Source organism: Actinoplanes sp. CA-051413 (genome assembly GCF_050955795.1).
Lineage (GTDB): Bacteria > Actinomycetota > Actinomycetes > Mycobacteriales > Micromonosporaceae > Actinoplanes.
Genome location: NZ_CP192100.1, coordinates 8,593,405 through 8,612,546, shown reverse-complemented (window position 1 = coordinate 8,612,546; position 19,142 = coordinate 8,593,405). Strand labels below are relative to the sequence as shown.

The 19,142-nt window shown below is 72.5% G+C and carries 19 protein-coding genes and 1 pseudogene; 12 read left to right on the top strand and 8 right to left on the bottom strand.

What is annotated here, in order from left to right; all coding sequences use genetic code 11:
* Positions 1 to 87: 87 nt before the first annotated feature.
* A complete protein-coding gene (locus ACQP2Y_RS40585; RefSeq protein ID WP_433721640.1) occupies positions 88 to 1,545 on the bottom strand; it encodes a glycoside hydrolase family 3 N-terminal domain-containing protein in 1,458 nt (485 codons plus the stop codon).
* Between the two features lie 173 nt (positions 1,546 to 1,718).
* On the opposite strand from ACQP2Y_RS40585, the gene ACQP2Y_RS40580 reads away from it, so the two are divergent.
* The 3 genes from ACQP2Y_RS40580 (at position 1,719) to ACQP2Y_RS40570 (ending at position 4,696) form a co-directional block, all read left to right on the top strand.
* Positions 1,719 to 2,897 carry an ROK family protein gene (locus ACQP2Y_RS40580; RefSeq protein WP_433721638.1) on the top strand — a complete coding sequence of 393 codons (1,179 nt, stop codon included), beginning with the start codon at positions 1,719 to 1,721 and terminating at the stop codon, positions 2,895 to 2,897.
* A gap of 63 nt (positions 2,898 to 2,960) precedes the next feature.
* Positions 2,961 to 3,782: an ABC transporter ATP-binding protein gene (locus ACQP2Y_RS40575; protein ID WP_433721636.1), complete on the top strand. Its 822-nt coding sequence runs from the start codon at positions 2,961 to 2,963 to the stop codon at positions 3,780 to 3,782.
* A gap of 8 nt (positions 3,783 to 3,790) precedes the next feature.
* Complete coding sequence (locus tag ACQP2Y_RS40570) at positions 3,791 to 4,696, top strand: ribokinase (RefSeq protein ID WP_433721635.1); 906 nt, start codon at positions 3,791 to 3,793, stop codon at positions 4,694 to 4,696.
* Here ACQP2Y_RS40570 and ACQP2Y_RS40565 read toward each other — a convergent pair.
* From ACQP2Y_RS40565 to ACQP2Y_RS40550, 4 genes are read right to left on the bottom strand one after another with little or no spacing between them, the layout of a single operon-like run.
* A complete protein-coding gene (locus tag ACQP2Y_RS40565; protein ID WP_433721634.1) occupies positions 4,693 to 5,580 on the bottom strand; it encodes a methyl-accepting chemotaxis protein in 888 nt (295 codons plus the stop codon). The two genes, ACQP2Y_RS40570 and ACQP2Y_RS40565, sit on opposite strands and share 4 nt — an antisense overlap.
* Complete coding sequence (locus tag ACQP2Y_RS40560) at positions 5,580 to 6,119, bottom strand: PAS domain-containing protein (protein WP_433721633.1); 540 nt, start codon at positions 6,117 to 6,119, stop codon at positions 5,580 to 5,582. The genes ACQP2Y_RS40565 and ACQP2Y_RS40560 overlap by 1 nt, the downstream gene beginning before the upstream one ends.
* 53 nt (positions 6,120 to 6,172) lie before the next feature.
* Positions 6,173 to 6,535 (bottom strand): DoxX family protein, encoded by a 363-nt coding sequence (locus ACQP2Y_RS40555; RefSeq protein WP_433721632.1) that lies wholly within the window; start codon positions 6,533 to 6,535, stop codon positions 6,173 to 6,175.
* Between the two features lie 22 nt (positions 6,536 to 6,557).
* Positions 6,558 to 7,022 (bottom strand): DUF6232 family protein, encoded by a 465-nt coding sequence (locus ACQP2Y_RS40550; protein ID WP_433721631.1) that lies wholly within the window; start codon positions 7,020 to 7,022, stop codon positions 6,558 to 6,560.
* Positions 7,023 to 7,110: 88 nt separating this feature from the next.
* Here ACQP2Y_RS40550 and ACQP2Y_RS40545 point away from each other — a divergent pair, with 88 nt between their 5' ends.
* From ACQP2Y_RS40545 to ACQP2Y_RS40530, 4 genes are all read left to right on the top strand, one after another.
* Positions 7,111 to 7,884, top strand: coding sequence for an enoyl-CoA hydratase/isomerase family protein (locus ACQP2Y_RS40545; RefSeq protein ID WP_433721630.1), 774 nt, complete (start codon positions 7,111 to 7,113; stop codon positions 7,882 to 7,884).
* A gap of 87 nt (positions 7,885 to 7,971) precedes the next feature.
* Positions 7,972 to 8,520 carry a hypothetical protein gene (locus tag ACQP2Y_RS40540; protein WP_433721629.1) on the top strand — a complete coding sequence of 183 codons (549 nt, stop codon included), beginning with the start codon at positions 7,972 to 7,974 and terminating at the stop codon, positions 8,518 to 8,520.
* A gap of 40 nt (positions 8,521 to 8,560) precedes the next feature.
* Positions 8,561 to 10,588 carry an Hsp70 family protein gene (locus tag ACQP2Y_RS40535; protein ID WP_433721628.1) on the top strand — a complete coding sequence of 676 codons (2,028 nt, stop codon included), beginning with the start codon at positions 8,561 to 8,563 and terminating at the stop codon, positions 10,586 to 10,588.
* Between the two features lie 59 nt (positions 10,589 to 10,647).
* Positions 10,648 to 12,270, top strand: coding sequence for an acetolactate synthase (locus ACQP2Y_RS40530; protein ID WP_433721627.1), 1,623 nt, complete (start codon positions 10,648 to 10,650; stop codon positions 12,268 to 12,270).
* A gap of 10 nt (positions 12,271 to 12,280) precedes the next feature.
* Here ACQP2Y_RS40530 and ACQP2Y_RS40525 read toward each other — a convergent pair whose 3' ends face one another.
* From ACQP2Y_RS40525 to ACQP2Y_RS40515, 3 genes are read right to left on the bottom strand one after another with little or no spacing between them, the layout of a single operon-like run.
* On the bottom strand, positions 12,281 to 12,616 hold the full coding sequence (locus ACQP2Y_RS40525) for a PLDc N-terminal domain-containing protein (protein ID WP_433721626.1): 336 nt from the start codon (positions 12,614 to 12,616) through the stop codon (positions 12,281 to 12,283).
* 38 nt (positions 12,617 to 12,654) lie between these two features.
* Entirely contained in the window at positions 12,655 to 12,957 is a 303-nt protein-coding gene (locus tag ACQP2Y_RS40520) for a DUF202 domain-containing protein (protein WP_433721625.1), read from the bottom strand.
* Positions 12,954 to 13,295: a YidH family protein gene (locus ACQP2Y_RS40515; RefSeq protein WP_433732260.1), complete on the bottom strand. Its 342-nt coding sequence runs from the start codon at positions 13,293 to 13,295 to the stop codon at positions 12,954 to 12,956. The genes ACQP2Y_RS40520 and ACQP2Y_RS40515 overlap by 4 nt, the downstream gene beginning before the upstream one ends.
* A 248-nt stretch (positions 13,296 to 13,543) precedes the next feature.
* On the opposite strand from ACQP2Y_RS40515, the gene ACQP2Y_RS40510 reads away from it, so the two are divergent.
* The 5 genes and pseudogenes from ACQP2Y_RS40510 (at position 13,544) to ACQP2Y_RS40490 (ending at position 19,132) form a co-directional block, all read left to right on the top strand.
* Positions 13,544 to 14,323 (top strand): electron transfer flavoprotein subunit beta/FixA family protein, encoded by a 780-nt coding sequence (locus tag ACQP2Y_RS40510; protein ID WP_433721624.1) that lies wholly within the window; start codon positions 13,544 to 13,546, stop codon positions 14,321 to 14,323.
* A gap of 14 nt (positions 14,324 to 14,337) precedes the next feature.
* Positions 14,338 to 15,297, top strand: a complete 960-nt coding sequence (locus ACQP2Y_RS40505) for an electron transfer flavoprotein subunit alpha/FixB family protein (protein WP_360826292.1) — start codon at positions 14,338 to 14,340, stop codon at positions 15,295 to 15,297.
* Positions 15,298 to 15,398: 101 nt separating this feature from the next.
* Positions 15,399 to 16,574 (top strand): cysteine desulfurase family protein, encoded by a 1,176-nt coding sequence (locus tag ACQP2Y_RS40500; RefSeq protein WP_433721623.1) that lies wholly within the window; start codon positions 15,399 to 15,401, stop codon positions 16,572 to 16,574.
* 265 nt (positions 16,575 to 16,839) lie between these two features.
* A pseudogene (mnmA, locus tag ACQP2Y_RS40495) lies at positions 16,840 to 17,901 on the top strand (tRNA 2-thiouridine(34) synthase MnmA); the annotation flags it as partial.
* 232 nt (positions 17,902 to 18,133) lie between these two features.
* Complete coding sequence (locus ACQP2Y_RS40490; RefSeq protein ID WP_433721622.1) at positions 18,134 to 19,132, top strand: methionine synthase; 999 nt, start codon at positions 18,134 to 18,136, stop codon at positions 19,130 to 19,132.
* Positions 19,133 to 19,142: the final 10 nt, after the last annotated feature.

Sequence of the window (19,142 nt, the reverse complement as noted above, 5' to 3'; positions counted from 1 at the left end):
CGTTATTTGAACGCGTTCAAGGAGATCTAAGGCACAAAAAGAGGCAGCGGCGGGTGGCGGCCCGCCGCTGCCCCGGTCCCGGGTGTCTCAGCTGATTGCGGTCAGCCCGAGGGCTTCCGCCGCGGCGCGACCACTGGCATGGCTCGCGCCGTACGTGGTGACAAAAGCTCGCGCCCCGACCGGCCGCCAGCTTGCCGGCCAGCCCATCTCCACCACCGCCACATTATGCCGCGCAGCGAGGGTTTCGATGAGCGCTCGGCTCGCGAGTGCTCGATGGGTGTGTCGCCCGACGACCACGATCGGCCGGGACCCCGCCTGCTCGATCAGGGTCTCCGCGTTTGTTTCAGCGGCCCCTACCCACACTTGCTCGGTTCCGTTCAGATGCGGTCGCAGGCCCCACGGCACGCGGCCTTCCGCTATCGAGTGACCCGACTGGAGTTGCACCACCAGCGGGTCGGCGAAGTCCACGAGGGAGCCTTCGACCCGTACCGCCCGGCGGGCCGCCGTGTAGCCCAGCCCGGCGTCGTGCCGCAGCGGCGTCACCGGGCGTTGGGTCCACGCGGTCAGCGCTGCTGTTCGTGCCGCAGCGTCCTCCAGCCTGCTCAGCGTGAGCCTGCCGTCGCCGAGGCCGGCGACGATCTCCGCCGCCACCAGTTCGACCAGGTCCAGGCTCACCCGGGCGCCGATGCACAGCAGGTCCGCGCCTGCCGCGAGGGCCAGCACCGCGGCCTCGCCGATGCCGCCCGCGGCCTGGGCGGCTCCCTTCATCTCCAGCGCGTCCGTGATGACCGCCCCGCGGAAGCCGTACTCGCCGCGCAGCAGTTCGGTCAGGGCCGCGTGGCTGAAGGTGGCCGGGCCGGCGCCGGTCAGTGCGGGTACGCGGATGTGCGCCGTCATGATCGCCTGCGTGCCCGCCGCCACCGCTGCCGCGAACGGTGGCAGGTCGCGGTCGCGCAGCACCTCCAGCTCGGCGTCCACCGTGGGGAGTTCGAGGTGGGAGTCGGCCGTTGTCGCGCCGTGGCCCGGGAAGTGTTTGGCGCAGGCAGCGACGCCTGTTGACTGCAGGCCTTCGATCGCAGCGCTCGTGTGCCGGGCCACCAGCGACGGGTCCGCGCCGAACGAGCGGGTGCCGATGACCGGGTTGTCGTCGGCCGTGTTCACGTCGACCGTCGGGGCGAGGTCGAGGGTGATACCGGCATCGGCCAGGTCGGTGCCGATGGCCGCGTAGACCGAGTGGGTCAGCTGCGGGTCGTCGACCGTGCCGAGGGCGGCGTTGCCCGGGTACGGGCTCCCGACCCGGTGGGCCATCCGGGTGACGTCACCGCCTTCCTCGTCGATCGCGATCAGGGCGTCCCGCCGTACCGTGCGCAGCTCGGCCGTCAGCCGGCCCACCTGGGCCGGGTCCGCGATGTTGGTCCCGAACAGGGTGTGCCCGGCCAGGCCCTCGGCCAGCAGCGCGGCCGCCCACTCCGGGGCCTCGGTCCCCGGGAACGCCGCGAGCAACGTGCGCAGAGCCAAGCGGCGCAGTCCTGGGTCGGTCGCCATGGTGTCCTTCCTCGGGCCCGGCTCTGGTTTTCCGGCCGGCCGGCCTGCATGATCGTCAGATGTCTATCGGGTACGCGGCGCAACCAGTGTGCGCGCTGACCGTTACGCTGCGGCTACATGATCTGCGCCGGTCACCGCAATAGGAAGCACTCCTAAACACCAAGGGACGAGTTATGGCCGCCACCCGCCTACCGGGTACCCCGCGACTGCTGCGGGCGCTCAACGACCGCGCCGCGCTCGAGCTGCTGCTCGCCAAGGGTCCGCTGACCCGCGCGCAGCTCGGCGAGATGACCGGGTTGAGCAAGGTGACCGCCTCCCAGCTGGTCGAGCGGCTCGAGGAGCGGGGCCTGGTGCGCCGGGTGGGTGAGCAGGCCGGCGGCCGCGGCCCCAACGCCCAGCTGTACGCGGTCACGCCCGGTAGTGCGCACGTCATCGGCGTCGAGGTCCTGCCCGACCGGGTCATCGCGGCCTGCGCGGACATCACCGGCGAGGTGGTCGGCCGCAGCGAGCAGTCGACCCAGGACAGCGACGATCCGGTACGCGCAGTGCACAGCGCCGTGGTCCAGGCGGCCGGCCGGGGTGGCACCGACATGGCCTCCGTACGCCGGGTGGTCCTCGGCACCCCCGGTCTCGTCGACCCGAAGACCAGTGAGGTCTCCTTCGCCTTCGACCTGCCGCGCTGGCACCGCGGCCTGCTCGCCGAGCTGCGCAAGGACCTGAGCACGCCAGTGGTCTTCGGCAACGACGTCAACCTGGTCGCCATCGCCGAGCAGCACGTCGGCGCGGCCAAGGGCGTCGACGACTTCGTGCTGATCTGGGTCGGCCGGGGCGTCGGCCTCGCCACGGTGATCGGTGGCCGCCTGCACCACGGCAGCACCGGTGCCGCCGGCGAGATCGGCTACCTGCCGGTGGCCGGCGCCGAGATCCCCCGCGACGTGACCAAGCGCGGCGCCAAGGGCGCCTTCCAGACCCTCGTGGCCTCGGACGCGGCCAAGGCGATCGGCAAGAAGTACGGCTTCCGCGGCGCCGAGTCCGCCGACGTGGTGCGCGCCGCGGTCGCGGCCGGCGCGGCGGGTGAGCCCCTGCTCGACGAGCTGGCCGCCCGGCTGGCCCTCGGCGTGGCGGCCACCTGCGTGGTGCTGGACCCGCCGCTGGTGGTCCTGGCCGGCGAGGTCAGCCAGGCCGGTGGCACCGCGCTGGCCGAACGGGTCGAGAGGGAGGTCGCGGCGATCACCCTCGTCGCGCCCAAGGTCGTGATCAGCGAGGTCGCCGTCGAGCCGATCCTCAACGGCGCGCTGCTGACGGCGCTGGAGTCGGTCCGCGACGAGGTCTTCGGATCCACCACCGGTTGACCGGGCACGGCTTGACCGGGCACGGCGTCCGGGGCCCCGGGCCCTGCATGGTTGGATGGATGCGTGCTCGAGGCAGCGACTGCGACCCCCACCCCACCTGACGAAGACACCGTCATCTCCTTCGACCGGGTGAGCGTCATCCGCGGCGGCAGCCATCTGCTGCGCGGGCTCTCCTGGCAGGTCGAGCTGGACGAGAGATGGGTCGTGCTGGGCCCCAACGGTGCCGGCAAGACCACGCTGCTCAACCTGGCGTCCGGCCGGCTGCACCCGTCCCGCGGCACCGCCTGGATCCTCGGCGAGCGGCTGGGCCGCACCGACGTCACCGAGCTGCGCACCCGGATCGGCATCACCACCGGTCAGCTCGCCGACCAGGTGCCGCCGTCGGAACGCGTGCTCGACGTCGTGGTCACCGCGGCCTGGTCGGTCGTCGGCCGCTGGCGGGAGAGCTACGACCCGCAGGACGAGGCGCGGGCCCGAGGGCTGCTGGAGCAGCTCGGCATGGGCGCGCTGGTCGAGCGGGAGTTCGGCACCCTGTCCGAGGGCGAGCGCAAGCGCACCCAGATCGCCCGCGCGCTGATGACCGACCCCGAGCTCATGCTGCTCGACGAGCCCACCGCGGGCCTGGACCTGGGCGGCCGCGAGGACCTGGTCGGCCGGCTGACCGAGCTGGCCGAGGACCCGGACGCCCCGGCGATGGTGCTGGTCACCCATCACGTCGAGGAGATCCCGCCGGGTTTCACCCACGCGATGCTGCTGCGCGAGGGCACGGTCGTGGCGGCGGGCCTGCTCGGGGAGACGCTGACGGCGGCCAACCTGTCCAAGACGTTCGGGCTGCCGCTGCAGGTGCAGCGCTCCGGTGACCGGTACATGGCCCGGGCGGCCTGAGGCAGACGATGGCCGAGACCTCCCCGCGCATCGTCGTCGCCGGCAGCGCCAACATGGACCTCGTCGGGCTCGCGCCGCGGCTGCCGCTGCCGGGCGAGACCGTGCTCGGCGACGACTTCGTCATGACACCGGGTGGCAAGGGCGCCAACCAGGCCATCGCCGCCGCCCGCGCCGGCGGCCGGTGTGCGCTGCTCGGGGCGATCGGCTCGGACGCGTTCGGCGTGACCATCAAAGCCCGGCTCAACGCGTCCGGGGTGGACACCGAGAACGTGCGGACCAGCTACGGCGCGTCCGGTGTGGCCGTCATCATGGTCGACCGCGCGGGCGAGAATTCCATCATCGTGAGTCCCGGCGCGAACAACTCGTTCGCCGGGCTGAGCGCGGCCGAGACAGCGGTGATCGCCGACAGCGACGTGCTGCTGTGCCAGCAGGAGATCCCGGCGGACACGGTGGTCGCGGCCGCGCAGGCGGCCCGGGCCGGCCAGACCCGGATGATCCTGAACGCGGCCCCGGCCCGCGAGCTGCCGCAGGAGCTGCTGGACGCGGTGGACCTGCTGGTCGTCAACGAGGGCGAGGCGAACGCGATCACCGGGTCGGCCGAGCCGGACATGCCCGGCCTGCTGGCGCTGGTGCCGCGGGTCGTGCTGACGCTGGGCGGTGCCGGCTCCTGGTACGCCGACCGCGACGGCCATGACGAGCGCATCCCGGCCTGCCGGGTCGACGTGGCCGACACCACTGCGGCCGGTGACGCCTTCACCGGGGCGCTGGCGGTCGCCTGGGGCGAGGGCCGGGACCTGGTGCAGGCGGTGCGCTGGGCGAACGCGGCCGGCGCGGCGTGCGTGCGCAAGGTCGGTGCCAGCAACGCCCTGCCCAGCCGCGCGGAGATCGACGCGATCTACGCCCAGAACTACTAGGACTGGCGGGCCATCGTCACGAAGCGGTGCACCTCGCTGCGCAGCACCTCGGCCAGCTGGCTCAGTCCCGCCGTACCGGAGTCGTGACCGCCGTCGACGGCGGCCGCGATGCCGTTCACCAGGCCGCTCATCTCCCGGATGCTGCCGGTCACGACCTCGAGCACGCCGACCGCGTCCGCGGCCGCCTGCTGCACCGTGTTGACCTGGCCCAGGATCTCCGAGCTGGACTCGCTGGTCTCGTTGGCGAGGTTCTTGACCTCGCCGGCCACGACGGCGAAGCCGCGGCCGGCGTCGCCGGCCCGGGCCGCCTCGATGGTGGCGTTGAGGGCCAGCAGGCGGGTCTGCGAGGCCACCGAATTGATCAGATCGACGGCGGTACGGATCTGCTCCGACGCGGTACGCAGGGATCCCACCGTCTCGACCCCACGCTCGGCCCCGGTGACCGCCTCGCGCGCGAAGTCCGCGAGCCCGTTCGCCGAGGCCCCCATCTCGGTCGCCGCCGTCGCCACCTGCTCGGAGACGGTGAGCACCGCGTTCTCCAGCTCGTCGGCGAGGGCGGATCTCGACCGGGCCGCCTCGGCGAGCTGAGTCGTGGACCGGCTCATCTCGTCGGTCGACTGGGCGATCCGGGCGGCCGCGTCGCGGAATGCGCCCTGCATGCCGCGTGGCAGGAAGCGCCGGTGATAGCGGCCCTCGGCGGCCGCGCCGAGCGCCGCGCCGGCTTCCCGGACGAACGAGTCGGTCTTGTCGAGCAGCCCGTTGAGCGCGTGCCGGGCCGCCTGCGCCTCCGGTGAGTCGCCGATGGACGGCAGCCGGGCCTCGAAGTCACCGGCGGCGGCGCGGGCGCAGACATCGGTGATGAGCCGCAGGGCATCGGTCTGCACTAGTACGCACCGTTCGTGAGGGACCACACGAATTCGTCATATGTCTGGTTGCGCTCGGTCAGGATGCCCTGGAGCTTGGCCCAGGACGCGTCCAGCCCGGCGGCGGAGTTCTCGTGCCGGCGTTCCTCGGCGCGCAGCTCGGCATAGATCTTGCTGATCGCCGCCACCGGGCCGGGCTCCGGGCGCCGCCGGCTGGAGTGGTAGCCGACCAGCCGGCCCTGCGCGTCCGACGACGGCGTGACGTGCGCCAGCACCCAGTAGTGCGCGCCGTCGGTGGCCAGGTTGACCACGTAGGCGAAGACCTCCTGGCGCTCGCCGATGGCGTCCCAGAGCAGCTTGAAGATCGCCCGGGGCATGTCGGGGTGCCGGATGATGTTGTGCGGCTTGCCGATCGTCTCGTCCTCGTGCAGCGCGGACAGGCGCAGGAAGACGTCGTTGGCGTAGGTCAGCACGCCGCGGGGATCGGTCTTCGTGACGATCAGTTCGTCTTCGCCGAGCGTGCGCTCCACGCCGGTCGGTCGTACCTGGGTGGCCCTCATGATGCTCGTATCGTCGCTGCCCGGCGGCCCGTCGCGCGGCGATTTCCGGGAAATCAGCGCCGGGCCACGCGCAGCCCCCAGAGCACCAGCGGAATCTGCAGCGGCAGCCGTCCATAGGCGATCGCGCGGCGCGCCGGCGGGGCGTCCCGCCAGTCCATCGCCATCTTGACGTTCGCGGGGAAAACGGCCGCGAACAGGCCGGCGGCGGCCAGCCCGCCGAGCCGGCGAGTGCCGGGATTCGCGACCGCGGCGGCGACAGCCAGCTCGGCCGCGCCGCTGAGCAGGGTCCACGTGCGCGGACTGCCCGGCAGCGAGCGCGGCACGATGGAGTCGAACGGCTTCGGGGTGAGGAAGTGCAGCACCCCGGAGGTCGCGAGCAGGCCGGCGAGCGGCAGCGCGCCCCGGGCGTTCGTCATGGCACTCCTTGCCCGCGGCACCTCAGTGGGCGACGGTGTCGTGGTCCAAGGCGCGTTGCAAGGCCCGGTAGATCTGGCCGAAGCGCTGCGCGTTGTCCGTGTCCAGCAGCAGGACCTCGGAACCGCGGATGCGGGCCCAGATCTCGCGGCGGCGGCTGCCCTTGTCGTACGAGCGGTCGACGAACTCCAGCAGGACGTCGGACAGCGGCGCGGCGGCCAGGCCGATCAGAATGCCGCCGCCGATCAGAGCGACGGTGGTGGCCGTCGAGGCGTTGATGACCAGGGCCACCAGCACGCCGACCGCGCCGATCACGAGCGGGACGATCATCGCGATGCCGAGGACGCCGCGCCCGGCGACCGCGCTCCACGAACGGCGGCCCTGCCGGTGCCACACCTGGGCGAAATCGCCGAGGCGGTACTCCCGGCCGCTCATGCGGACCCCGGCCGACGTGACCAGCACGTCCGGATCGCGGTAGTAGGTGATCATCGCCCCTCCTCGGTGTCCCATGCTACTTACCCTGGCGAGCCGGGCCTTACGCTGTCGGTGACTGAACGATCGCTAGGGAGGCATGCGCGTGGGTGAGTTCGTACGACTCGAGACGAGCGACGGCATCGGCACGATCCGGCTCGACCGTCCCCCGATGAACCCGCTGAACACCCAGGTGCAGGAGGAGCTGCGCGAGGCGGCCCGGGCGGCGGCCGAGGAGCCGCAGATCCGGGCGGTGATCGTGTACGGCGGGGAGAAGGTGTTCGCCGCCGGCGCCGACATCACCGAGTTCACCACCACGACGTACCAGGAGATGACCGTCCGGGCGGCCGCCCTGTCCAGTGCGTTCGACGCGATCGCCCGGATCCCGAAACCGGTCGTCGCCGCGGTCACCGGTTACGCCCTCGGCGGCGGTTGTGAGCTGGCGCTGGCCTGCGACTGGCGGGTCGTCGCGCAGGACGCCAAGCTCGGTCAGCCGGAGATCAAACTGGGCCTGATCCCGGGCGCCGGTGGCACCCAGCGGCTGGCCCGGCTCATCGGCCCGGCCAAGGCTAAGGACCTGGTGTTCTCCGGCCGGATGGTGGACGCCGAGGAGGCCCTGCGGATCGGGCTGGCCGACCGGGTGGTGCCCGCCGCCGACGTGTACGCGAGCGCGGTCGAGCTGCTCAAGCCGTACCTGAACGGCCCGGCCCTGGCCCTGCGGGCCGCGAAGCTGGCCATCGACGGCGGCCTGAGCACCGACCTGGCCTCGGGTCTGGCCTGGGAGAGCCAGCTGTTCGCCGGGCTGTTCGCCACCGAAGACCGGATCGAGGGCACCACGGCGTTCGTCGAGAAGCGCAAGCCGAAGTTCACCGGCCGCTGAGCCGGCCTGCTGGGCACGCCGGACTCAACCGAGAAACGCTGCGGTAGATCTCGCGTATATCGATCTGTTGCCATAAAGTTCCCCTCTGTGACGATGCCCGGTGTGCGCGTGACCTCGGTCCGCCGCACCGTGCGCGTGGCCGTGGCCCTGGTCGCCGGCCAGGCCCTGCTCTGCGGGGTCATCGGATTTGTCACATTCGGCGGTGACGACGCGAAGTCCGGCGGGCGGGCCGCGGAGCCGCAGCTCGCCGGGCCGCCGATCGTCGTGCCGAGCACGAACTCGCCACCGCCCAGCGAGCAGGCCGAGCGGCCGGTGTCCGCCAGCACGAAGCAGACCCGCACGGAACGGCCGACCTCTCCGGCCCCGGCCGCCGTGCGGAGCTCCACCACCCGGTCGATCAGCCCGTCCCGGACCGCCACGGCGCCGGTGGCGCCCGTCCCACCGCCGACGCCGACCACGTCACCGACGGATCGCGCGCTGCTGCCGCCGTCGGCCCCGGCGCCCGCGGACGACGCGCCCATCCCCGTTGCCGACGAGCCCTGCGACGACGCCGGCGCGACCGGCCGGACCGCCGAGGACAAGGCCGTGCGCTGTGAGCGCGATCGCAACGGCGACCTGCGCTGGCGCCTCGTCTAGCGAGATCATCAACTTCCCGGCTGCGCCTACACTGGCGCGCATGTCCATCGACCAGGGTCGGCACTCGCTCGGCGTCGACTTCGGCACCTCGAACACCGTCGCGGTGGCCCGCTGGCCCGACGGGCGGGCCCGGCCGATCCTCGTCGACGGTTCCCCGCTGCTGCCCTCGGCCGTCTATGCCGAGGCCGGCGGGCACCTGGTGGTGGGCCGCGACGCGGTGCACAGCGCCCGGCGCGACCCGGGCCGCTTCGAACCCAACCCGAAACGCCGCATCGACGACGGGCTGGTGCTGCTCGGCGACGAGGAGTTCGAAGTCGTCGACATGATCGCCGCGGTGCTGGTCCGGGTGGCCGACGAGTGGCACCGCGCGGTCGGCCCGGTCCGCCCCGAACTCACCCTCACCTGCCCGGCGACCTGGGGCGCCACCCGCCGGGGTCTGCTGGCCGAGGCCGCCGCCCGGGCCGGGCTGACCCGGGCCCGGCTGGTGGCCGAGCCGGTCGCCGCGGCCACCTACTTCGCCCAGGTGCTGGGCCGGGAGGTGCCGATCGGCTCGGTCGTGGTGGTGCACGACTTCGGCGCCGGCACCTTCGACGTCAGCGTCGTCGCCCGCACCGCCGAGGGTTTCGAGGTGCTGGCCGTGGACGGCCGGGACGACCTCGGCGGGCTGGACATCGACGCCGCCCTGGTCGAGCACATCGGCAAGCTCTGCGCCGAGCGCGACCCAGCGATCTGGCAGCGGCTGACCGAGCCGGCGACCCTGGAGGACCGGCGCGCCCAGCGGCAGCTCTGGGACGACGTCCGGATCGCCAAGGAACGCCTGTCCCGGCTCCAGTCGGCCGACGTGGTGGTGCCGCTGCTGGACCTGGAGCTGCACATCACCCGCGAGGAGCTGGAGGAGCTGGCCCGGCCGGTGCTGGACCAGACCGTGCAGGTGACCCGGGACCTGCTGCGCTGGGCCGACCTGGCCGAGGGGCGGCTGGCCGGGGTGTTCCTGGTCGGCGGAGCGAGCCGGATCCCGCTGGTGGCGACGCTGCTGCACCGGGCGCTGGGCGAGGCGCCGGTGGCGATCGAGCAGCCCGAGCTGGTGGTTGCTGAGGGCAGCATCCTCGCGGACGCGGCGCTGCTGGCTGAGGAGCCGGCCGCGCCCGGACCCACCGCTGAGATGCGGCTGCTTTCACGGCAGCAGCAGGGTTCTTTCCCCGCGCCGCCCGCTTTCCCGGCACCGCCCACGGTGCCGCATGCCGCCGCCGGGATGCCGCACGCGGCGGCGTCCGCGCCGCATTCGGGCGCTCCGGCAGGTTCCGAACCGCATTCCGGCGCTCCGGCGGGTTCCGCGCCGCATTCGGGATCCCCAGCTTCTTCCGCGGCGCACTCGGGCGATCCGGCGTCTTCCGCGCCGCAGTCGGGCGCTCCGGCGGCATCGGCGTCGCGCTCGGGGCCTCCCGCCACCTCTTCGTCGCGTTCGCGGTTGGACGACGCGGAGACCGTGCCGTCAGCGCGGGATCAGCTGCTGCCGCCGCCTGCCGTCGACCCGTGGCCCGACGCCCAGCAGCACTGGGTGCCGGACCCGGACCAGACCGTCGCGTCCGAACCCTCCTGGGACGTGCACGCCCTGCCGCGGACCCCGCCGCCGACCAACAACGCGGCCTCGGCCGGGGCAGCCGACAAAACGGCGCGGCGACCCACGGCCGTGACGCGCCCGATCTCACCCTCCGGCGCCCGGTTCGCGACCGGTTCCGTGGCCGGCCGGCCCGTGTCCCCGCCCGGCGCGCGCTCCGCCTCGGGCACGGTGTCCTCCCGGCCGGTGCCGCCGCAGGCGCGTCCCGCGGCGGTCAAGCGGCCCGCGCGCACGACCAAACGGGACGCACCGTCGCGACCCGCGCCGCGTCAGCGCAAGCGCACCGGCGGCCCGCTGCGCTTCCTTCAGGTGCTGCTCAGCATGCTGGTACTGGTCACCGTGCCGGTGGTGGCAATGGTCGCGGCGTACAGCGTGATCGCGAGCGTTTCGATGGAGGACGCCGTCCGCTTCATCGCGGAGGACCTGCGGCGGCTGCTGGAGCGAGTCTGATTCATCTTTTCCCGATCGCCCGGTAGCGTGCTGGCGAGGACCGAGCGGCGGGAGCTGGCATGGCGGAGATGATCGAGGGCCACGGCGGGGACCTGGCGCTGGCGGCGCTGCGGGCGTACGGCGTGACGGAGATGTTCACCCTCTCCGGCGGGCACGTCTTCCCGCTGTACGACGCCGCGCACAAGGCCGGTTTCCCGATCTACGACGTACGGCACGAGCAGTCAGCCGTCTTCGCCGCCGAGGCCGTCGCCAAGCTGCAGCGCCGTCCCGGCTTTGCCGTGCTGACCGCCGGGCCCGGTGTCACCAACGGCATCTCCGGCCTGACCAGCGCCTTCTTCAACGCCTCGCCGGTGCTGGTGCTCGGGGGCCGGGCGCCTGCCTTCCGCTGGGGCTCCGGCAGCCTCCAGGAGATCGACCACGTCCCATTGGTCACCCCGGTCACCAAGTACGCCGCCACCGTCACCGGCACCGAGGAGATCCCGGGCGAGGTGGCGAAGGCGCTGACCGCCGCGCTGACCGCCCACCGCGGCCCGGCGTTCCTCGACCTGCCGCTGGAGGTGCTCTTCTCCAGCGAGGCCGTCGCCGCGCCGGGCGCACCGGAGATCCCAGTCGTGCAGCCCGACCCGGAGCAGGTCGCCCAGGCCGCGACCCTGCTGGCCGGCGCCGAGCGCCCGGTGATCATCGCCGGCTCCGACGTGTGGGGCGGTGACGCGATCGCCGAGCTGCGGGCGGCCGCCGAGGCGCTGCAGATCCCGGTCTTCACCAACGGCATGGGCCGCGGCGCGCTGCCGCCCGGCCATCCGCTCGCCTTCGCCAAGGCCCGCCGCCCGGCTCTGAACGAGGCCGACGTGGTGGCCGTCATCGGCACTCCGCTCGACTTCCGGCTCGGCTTCGGCGAGTTCGGCGCCGCTCAGGTCGTGCACATCGTCGACGCGCCGAGCCAGCGCGCCGGGCACGTGGAGACGGCCGTCTCACCCGCCGGTGACCTGCGGCTCATCCTCACCGCGCTGGCCGAGCACAGCGGCAAGCGGGCGGATCACAGTGAGTGGATCGAGGGCCTGCGCGCCGCCGAGGACGCCGGCAAGGCCCGCGACGCCGAGGCGATGGTCGCGGAGAGCGACCCGATCAAGCCCGCCCGGATCTACGGCGAGCTGCGCAAGGTGCTGGCCCCGGACGCGGTCACCATCGGCGACGGCGGGGACTTCGTCTCGTACGCGGGCCGCTTCCTCGAGCCCGCCCAGCCCGGCACCTGGCTCGACCCGGGCCCGTACGGCTGCCTCGGCACCGGCATGGGTTACGCGATGGGGGCCAGGGTCACCTACCCCGACCGGCAGATCTGTGTGCTGATGGGCGACGGCGCGGCCGGCTTCTCGCTGATGGACGCGGAGTCGCTGGCCCGGCAGGGGCTGCCCGTGGTGATCGTGGTCGGCAACAACGGCATCTGGGGCCTGGAGAAGCACCCCATGCAGGCCATGTACGGCTACGACGTGGCCGCGGACCTGCAGCCCGGCCTGCACTACGACCGGGTGGTCCAGGCGCTGGGCGGGGCCGGCGAGACCGTGGAGAAGTCGTCGGAGCTGAACCCGGCCCTGGAGCGCGCGTTCGAGGCGGGCGTGCCGTACCTGGTCAACGTGCTGACCGACCCGGCCGACGCCTACCCGCGGTCGTCGAACCTGGCCTGACCGGCCCGGTTCACTCGTCCTTCTCCAGGTCACGCTCCCACTGGGCGAGCAGCTCCCGGTCGCGCTTGGACTGCTCGGTGTCCACCGAGCGCAGGAAGTCGGGATCGTCGTCCGGCGCGGCCGGACGCGGCTTGCTGCGCAGCACGGGGCCGTGCTCACGCGGTGGCGCCTTGGGGCGTCCCGAGAGGAAGTAGGCGAGCGGACCGAGCAGGGGGATCAGCAGGATGACGAGCACCCAGAGCGCTCGGGGCATGTTGCGGACCCGGGGGACCGACAACGCGCTGATGAGCGCGAGCACCAGAAGGACGAGCTGCACCGCAGCCAGGAAGACGAACAACCGGACCATGAGGCAATGATGACGCGCCGGAGGAGTATCGGCGACGATCAGAGCGTGACAAGCACCGTTGCGAGGATCGCCAAGACCACCGTGATCCCCGCATAGGCGGTGATAGCGCGCTGGCCGGGGCGCGGCGGCTGCAACCCGAGACCTCGGGCGCGACGGTACGCGAGAGCGACCAGTGCAGCCCAGCCGGCCAGGGCACCCGCCGCCACCAGATACGTGCCGGGCCCCGCCGCGGGGCTGAACGCAGGCCGCGCCGCCAGCAGAGCGACCGCGGCCGCCGACAGTCCGGTACGCCGCCAGGCCAGCCGCGTGCGCTCCGCCGATGCGCCGGGATCGGCGGTCACCCGACTGCCTTGATCACCACGGCGGCGACCAGCAGCAGCGCGCCGAACGCGACCACCAGCGCCAGGATCGCCGGGAAGCGGGACTTGGGCAGATCGGCGCCGAGCCGCATGGCCCGTTCCGTACGCGCCCAGTGGTCCACCGCCCGCAGCGCGACCACCCCGCCGAGCACCAGCAGCGCGATGGCGATGCCCTCGCGCAGGTGGGCGATCGGCAACGGCGGCAGGAACTGGGCGCAGGCGAGTCCGCCGGCCAGCAGCGCCAGCGCGGTCCGGATCCAGGCCAGGAAGGTGCGCTCGTTGGCCAGCGAGAACCGGTAGTCCGGCTTCTCGCCGACCATCGGGGTCTTCTGCGGGTTGAACCACTGGTCGAGCACCGGGTGATTATCGACCAGTCAAGTGAACATTCGCACCCGGCTCCTGCGGCCCCTCCGTCGCTGCCGTGGGAGAAGATGGATCAGATCCATCGGTGAGGTGAGTCACTCTCGGTGGTGGAGACCCCTATGCTACCGACGGGTAACATCGGCCGGGGGGACAGCAGCCACGGCTGCAGGCGTGCGTCCACAAACAGGAGGGTCGTCGAAGCGCGATGAACATCGTCGTACTGGTCAAGCAGGTACCCGACTCCGGTGCTGAGCGCACCCTGAGCCCGGGCGACAACACCGTCGAGCGGTCCTCGGCGAGCAACGTCATCAACGAGATGGACGAGTACGCCATCGAGGAGGCGCTGAAGATCAAGGAGGCGCACGGTGGCGAGGTGACCGTGCTGACGATGGGACCCGAGCGCGCCACCGAGTCCATCCGCAAGGCGCTCTCCATGGGCCCCGACAAGGCCGTACACATCACCGACGACGCCCTGCACGGCTCGTGCGCCGTCGCGACCTCCAAGGTCCTGGCCGCCGCCCTGGGCACCCTCAACGCCGACCTCGTGCTCTGCGGCGCCGAGTCGACCGACGGCCGGGTCCAGGTCATGCCGCACATGCTGGCCGAGCGGCTGGGCGTCGCGGCGCTCACCGGCGCCCGCAAGCTCACCGTCGACGGCAGCCAGCTGACCGCCGAGCGGCAGACCGACGAGGGCTACGAGGTCGTCACCGCGGCCACGCCCGCCGTGGTCAGCGTCTGGGACACCATCAACGAGCCGCGCTACCCCTCCTTCAAGGGCATCATGGCCGCGAAGAAGAAGCCGGTGCAGACCCTGTCGCTGGCCGACCTGGGCGTCTCCGCCGACGAGGTCGGCACCGCCGGCGCGACCTCCGCGGTGGTCGAGTTCGCGAAGCGCCCGCCGCGTTCGGCCGGCACCAAGATCACTGACGAGGGTACGGGTGGCGAGCAGCTCGTCGCGTACCTGGCCGCCGAGAAGTTCGTCTGAGAAGGGCTCCCACCATGGCTGAAGTACTGGTCGTCGTCGAGGCCTCGCAGGCTTCCGGCGTCAAGAAGGTCACCCTCGAAATGCTGACCGTCGCCCGTACGCTGGGCTCGGTCTCGGCCGTCGTGCTCGGCGGCCCCGGCGCCGCGGCCGAGCTCGCCGGCAAGCTCGGCGAGTACGGCGCCGAGAAGATCTACGCCGCGGAGAGCGACGAGATCGACGGCTACCTGGTGGCTCCCAAGGCCACCGTCGTCGCCGAGCTGGTCAAGCGGGTCCAGCCCGCCGCGGTGCTGCTGGGCTCCACCCAGGAGGGCAAGGAGATCGCCGGGCGGCTCGCCGTCAAGCTGGAGAACGGCCTGCTCGTCGACGCGGTCGAGGTGGCCGAGGACGGCACCGCCACCCAGGTGGTCTTCGCCGGCTCCACCATCGTCAAGTCCCGGGTCACCAAGGGCGTGCCGATCATCACGATCCGCCCGAACTCGGTCACCCCGGCCCCGCAGCCGGCCACCCCGGCCGTCGAGCAGCTCACCGTGGTCGCGTCCGACACCGACAAGCTGACCAAGGTCGTCGAGCGGGTCGCCGAGCAGAAGGGCTCGCGCCCCGAGCTCAGCGAGGCCTCGATCGTCGTGTCCGGCGGCCGCGGCGTCGGCAACGCCGACAACTTCAAGCTGGTCGAGGAGACGGCCGACCTGCTCGGCGCGGCCGTGGGCGCCTCCCGCGCGGCGGTCGACTCCGGCTACTACCCGCACCAGTTCCAGGTGGGCCAGACCGGCAAGACGGTCTCCCCGCAGCTGTACGTGGCCCTGGGCATCTCCGGCGCGATCCAGCACCGGGCCGGCATGCAGACCTCGAAGACCATCGTCGCGGTCAACAAGGACCCCGAGGCGCCGATCTTCGAGCTGGCCGACTTCGGTGTCGTGGGCGACCTGTTCAAGGTCGTACCGCAGGCCAACGACGAGATCCGCAAGCGCAAGTAACCAGCGTGAAGTAGCGGCCCGGCGGATTCTCCGCCGGGCCGTTCCGCGCTCCGTCCAGCCGGATCGTTTCGGTTGACGGCTCAAGGCATAAGCTTCACTTGATGGCCTACCTGGATCACGCGGCGACCACGCCGATGCTCGCCGAAGCGCTCGACGCCTACGTCGCGGCCGCCCGCGAGGTCGGCAATCCGTCGTCCCTGCACGCGGCCGGCCGCTGGGCCCGCCGCCAGGTCGAGGAGTCCCGCGAACGCATCGCCGCGGTGCTCGGTGCCCGCCCGTCCGAGGTGATCTTCACCAGCGGCGGGACGGAAAGCGACAACCTCGCGACCAAGGGCATCTACTGGGCCCGCCGAGGCGCTGACCGCCGCCGCAACCGGGTGGTGGCCTCGGCCGTCGAGCACCACGCGGTCCTGGACGCGGTCGAATGGCTGGCCACCCACGAAGGCGCCGAGGTCAGCTGGCTGCCGGTCGACGCGGCCGGCCGGGTCGACCCGGAGTCACTGGCGGCCCTGCTGGCCGAGCACGGCGACGAGATCGCGGTGATCAGCACCCAGTGGGCGAACAACGAGGTCGGCACGATCCAGCCGATCGACGAGCTGTCCCGGCTGGCGATCGGGGCCGGGATCCCCTTCCACACCGACGCGGTGCAGGCGGTGGGCCAGGTCCCGGTCGACTTCGCCGCCAGCGGCGTGGCCGCCCTCACGGTGACCGGCCACAAGCTTGGCGGCCCGATCGGCGTCGGCGCGCTGCTGCTGGGCCGCGACATCGCCGCGACCCCGCTGCTGCACGGCGGCGGCCAGGAGCGCGACGTGCGCTCGGGAACCCTGGACACCCCGGGAGTGGTGGCGTTCGCGGTGGCGGTCGAGGCCGCGGTCAAAACCCGCGAGGAGTACGCCCAGCGGGTGGCCGCCCTCCGCGACGAACTGGTGGAACGGGTCCACAAGGCGATCCCGGACGCGGTCTTCAACGGCCACGCCACCGACCGGTTGCCGGGTAACGCCCACTTCTCCTTCCCGGGGTGCGAGGGAGACGCGTTGCTGCTGCTCCTGGACGCTCAGGGGATCGCGTGCTCGACGGGGTCGGCGTGCTCGGCCGGAGTGGCGCAGCCGTCGCACGTGCTGCTGGCCATGGGCGCGGACAACGACCGGGCCCGGTCGTCGCTGCGCTTCACCCTGGGTCATACCTCGACGACCGAGGACGTGGACACGCTGCTGGCGGCGCTGCCAGGGGCGGTCGAGCGCGCCCGCCGCGCGACGGCCTGGAAAACCCCCCGCTGACCCAGCGCACAACCGACCAACCGCCCGCGGCGCGCCCGGCGCCCGCTGTCCGGCGCCCGCTGTCCGGCGCCCGCTGTCCGCTGTCCGGCGCCCGGCGGCTGCGGAGCAGCTCTCCACCGCTCTCAGCCCGGATGGGGGCGCGGCGAGGTCGGGACGGCAGGTGCTGGGCGTGTGTGCCACTGGACTTTGCGGTGCGCGTACCGGAAAAGGTTTTGCGGTCGATGCGGCAATGGGGGATGTCGGTGGGGGCGGATAGGCTGTTCGGGTGCGAGTTCTTGCAGCTATGTCCGGCGGGGTCGACTCCGCTGTCGCTGCCGCGCGCGCTCGGGACGCCGGCCACGATGTGACCGGGGTGCACCTGGCGCTGGCGCGGAATCCTCAGACCTACCGGACCGGTGCGCGGGGGTGCTGCACGCTCGAGGATTCGCGGGACGCGCGGCGGGCCGCCGACGTCATCGGGATCCCGTTCTACGTGTGGGACATGGCTGAGCAGTTCCACGACAACGTGGTCGACGACTTCGTCGCGGAATATGCGGCCGGGCGCACGCCGAACCCGTGCCTGCGCTGCAACGAGAAGATCAAGTTCGCCGCGGTGCTGGATCGGGCGGTTGCGCTGGGCTTCGACGCCGTGGTCACCGGGCACCACGCCCGGCTGGGGGCGGACGGTCTGCTGCGGCGCAGTGTCGACATCGCCAAGGACCAGTCGTACGTGCTGGCTGTGCTGACCCGTGCGCAGCTCGACCGGGCTGTGTTCCCGCTCGGGGATTCGACCAAGGAGCGGGTCCGGCAGGAGGCGGCCGAGCGTGGGCTGGCCGTCGCCGACAAGCCCGACTCGCACGACATCTGCTTCATCGCCGACGGTGACACCAAGGGCTTCCTCGCCGAGCGCCTGGGGGCGACGCCGGGCGACATCGTGGACGGTCGCACCGGGGCCGTGCTGGGGCAGCACGACGGGGCTTTCTCGTACACGATCGGTCAGCGTAAGGGCCTCGACCTGCGGGTTCCGGCGCCGGACGGGCGTCCTCGGTATGTGCTTTCGATCACGCCGAAGACCAACACCGTGACGGTCGGGCCGCGAGAGGATCTTGCTGTCGACACCGTGACGGCGAGCCGGCCGATCTGGCACGGCGAGCAGACTCCGGTCGAGTGCGACGTGCAGCTGCGTGCTCACGGCGAGGTTGTTCCCGCTGTGGTGAGCGTTGGACCGGACGGCTTGGTGGCCCACTTGCGTGCGCAGGCTCGGGGGGTTGCGGCTGGTCAGGCCATCGTCGCCTATCGGCCGGATCCGGCTGGTGACATCGTTCTCGGCTCAGCGACGATCGCCTCCGGCACGCTGAGCACGGGCGGTGCGGGCTCGGCTGCTTCGAGCGGGGCCGGTGCGGGCTCGGCTGCTTCGAGCGCGGACGGTTCAGGCGCGGGTGCTTCGAGCGCAGGCGGTTCAGGCGCGGGTGCTTCGAGCGTGGGCCTTTCGAGCTCGGGTTTTTCGGGCGCTGGCGGTTCGGGCGAGGCTTTGTCCGACCGGGTGTCCGCGAGTACCGACGGGGTCGGGCCGGCGCGTCGTGCCTGATTTTCCCTGGCCGGTCGGTGCGGCCACCGGGGTCGGCTCGCTGCCCGGCACCGACATCGCCGAGGCGCAGCGCCTGATCATGGGCGAGCTGCCCGAGCTGCCGCACCTGGCCGAGCTGCCTGACCGCGGTCCCGGCGCCGACATGATCGGGCGCACCGCCGGCCTGCTGGTCGAGCTGCCGGTGCAGATCTACGTCGGCCGCTGGCAGATGGCTCCCCGCCCCGGCCGGGACCAGCGCCGCATCGCCGACCTGTTGGAACGTGACCTCGATCAGCTCTCCGAGCAGGCCGACCGGTTCACCGGGCCGGTCAAGCTCCAGGCCGCCGGGCCGTGGACGCTGGCGGCGAGCCTGGATCTGCCGATTGGTGGCCGCATGCTGCGCGACTCCGGTGCCGTGCGTCACTTGACCGAGTCGCTGGCCGAGGGGCTGCGTCGGCACGTGGCCGATGTGCAGAAGCGGCTGCCGCAGGCGTCGGTGCTGCTCCAGCTCGACGAGCCTTCGCTGCCGGCGGTGCTCGCCGGACGCATCCCCACGGAGAGCGGACTGGGGGCTTACAAGGTCGTCGACGGGCCGGATGCCGCTACGGGGCTGCGGACGGTGGTTGAGGCTGTCGGGGTGCCGGTCATCGTGCACTGCTGTGCTCCGGCCGTACCGCTGCAGGTGGTCCGGGATGCCCAGGCCGCCGCCGTCGCGCTCGACCTGTCGCTGATCAAGGATCTTGACCCGTTGGGGGAGGCCCTGGAGGCCGGCCTCGGCCTCTTCGCCGGCGCGGCACCCACCCGGCCGCCGGCTGACGGCCGCGCGATGACGTCGGCGCAGGTCGCCGACCGGGCGCGGAAGCTGTGGAGCCGGCTCGGCTTCCCGGCGGCCCGGCTGCCGCAGCAAGTCGTCATCACGCCTGCTTGCGGGCTCGCCGGCGCTTCCCAGTCCTACGTGCGTGACGTGCTCAAGGCCTGCCGTGAGGCCGGCCGGCGGCTGGCCGAGGTCTGACGCCCCGGCT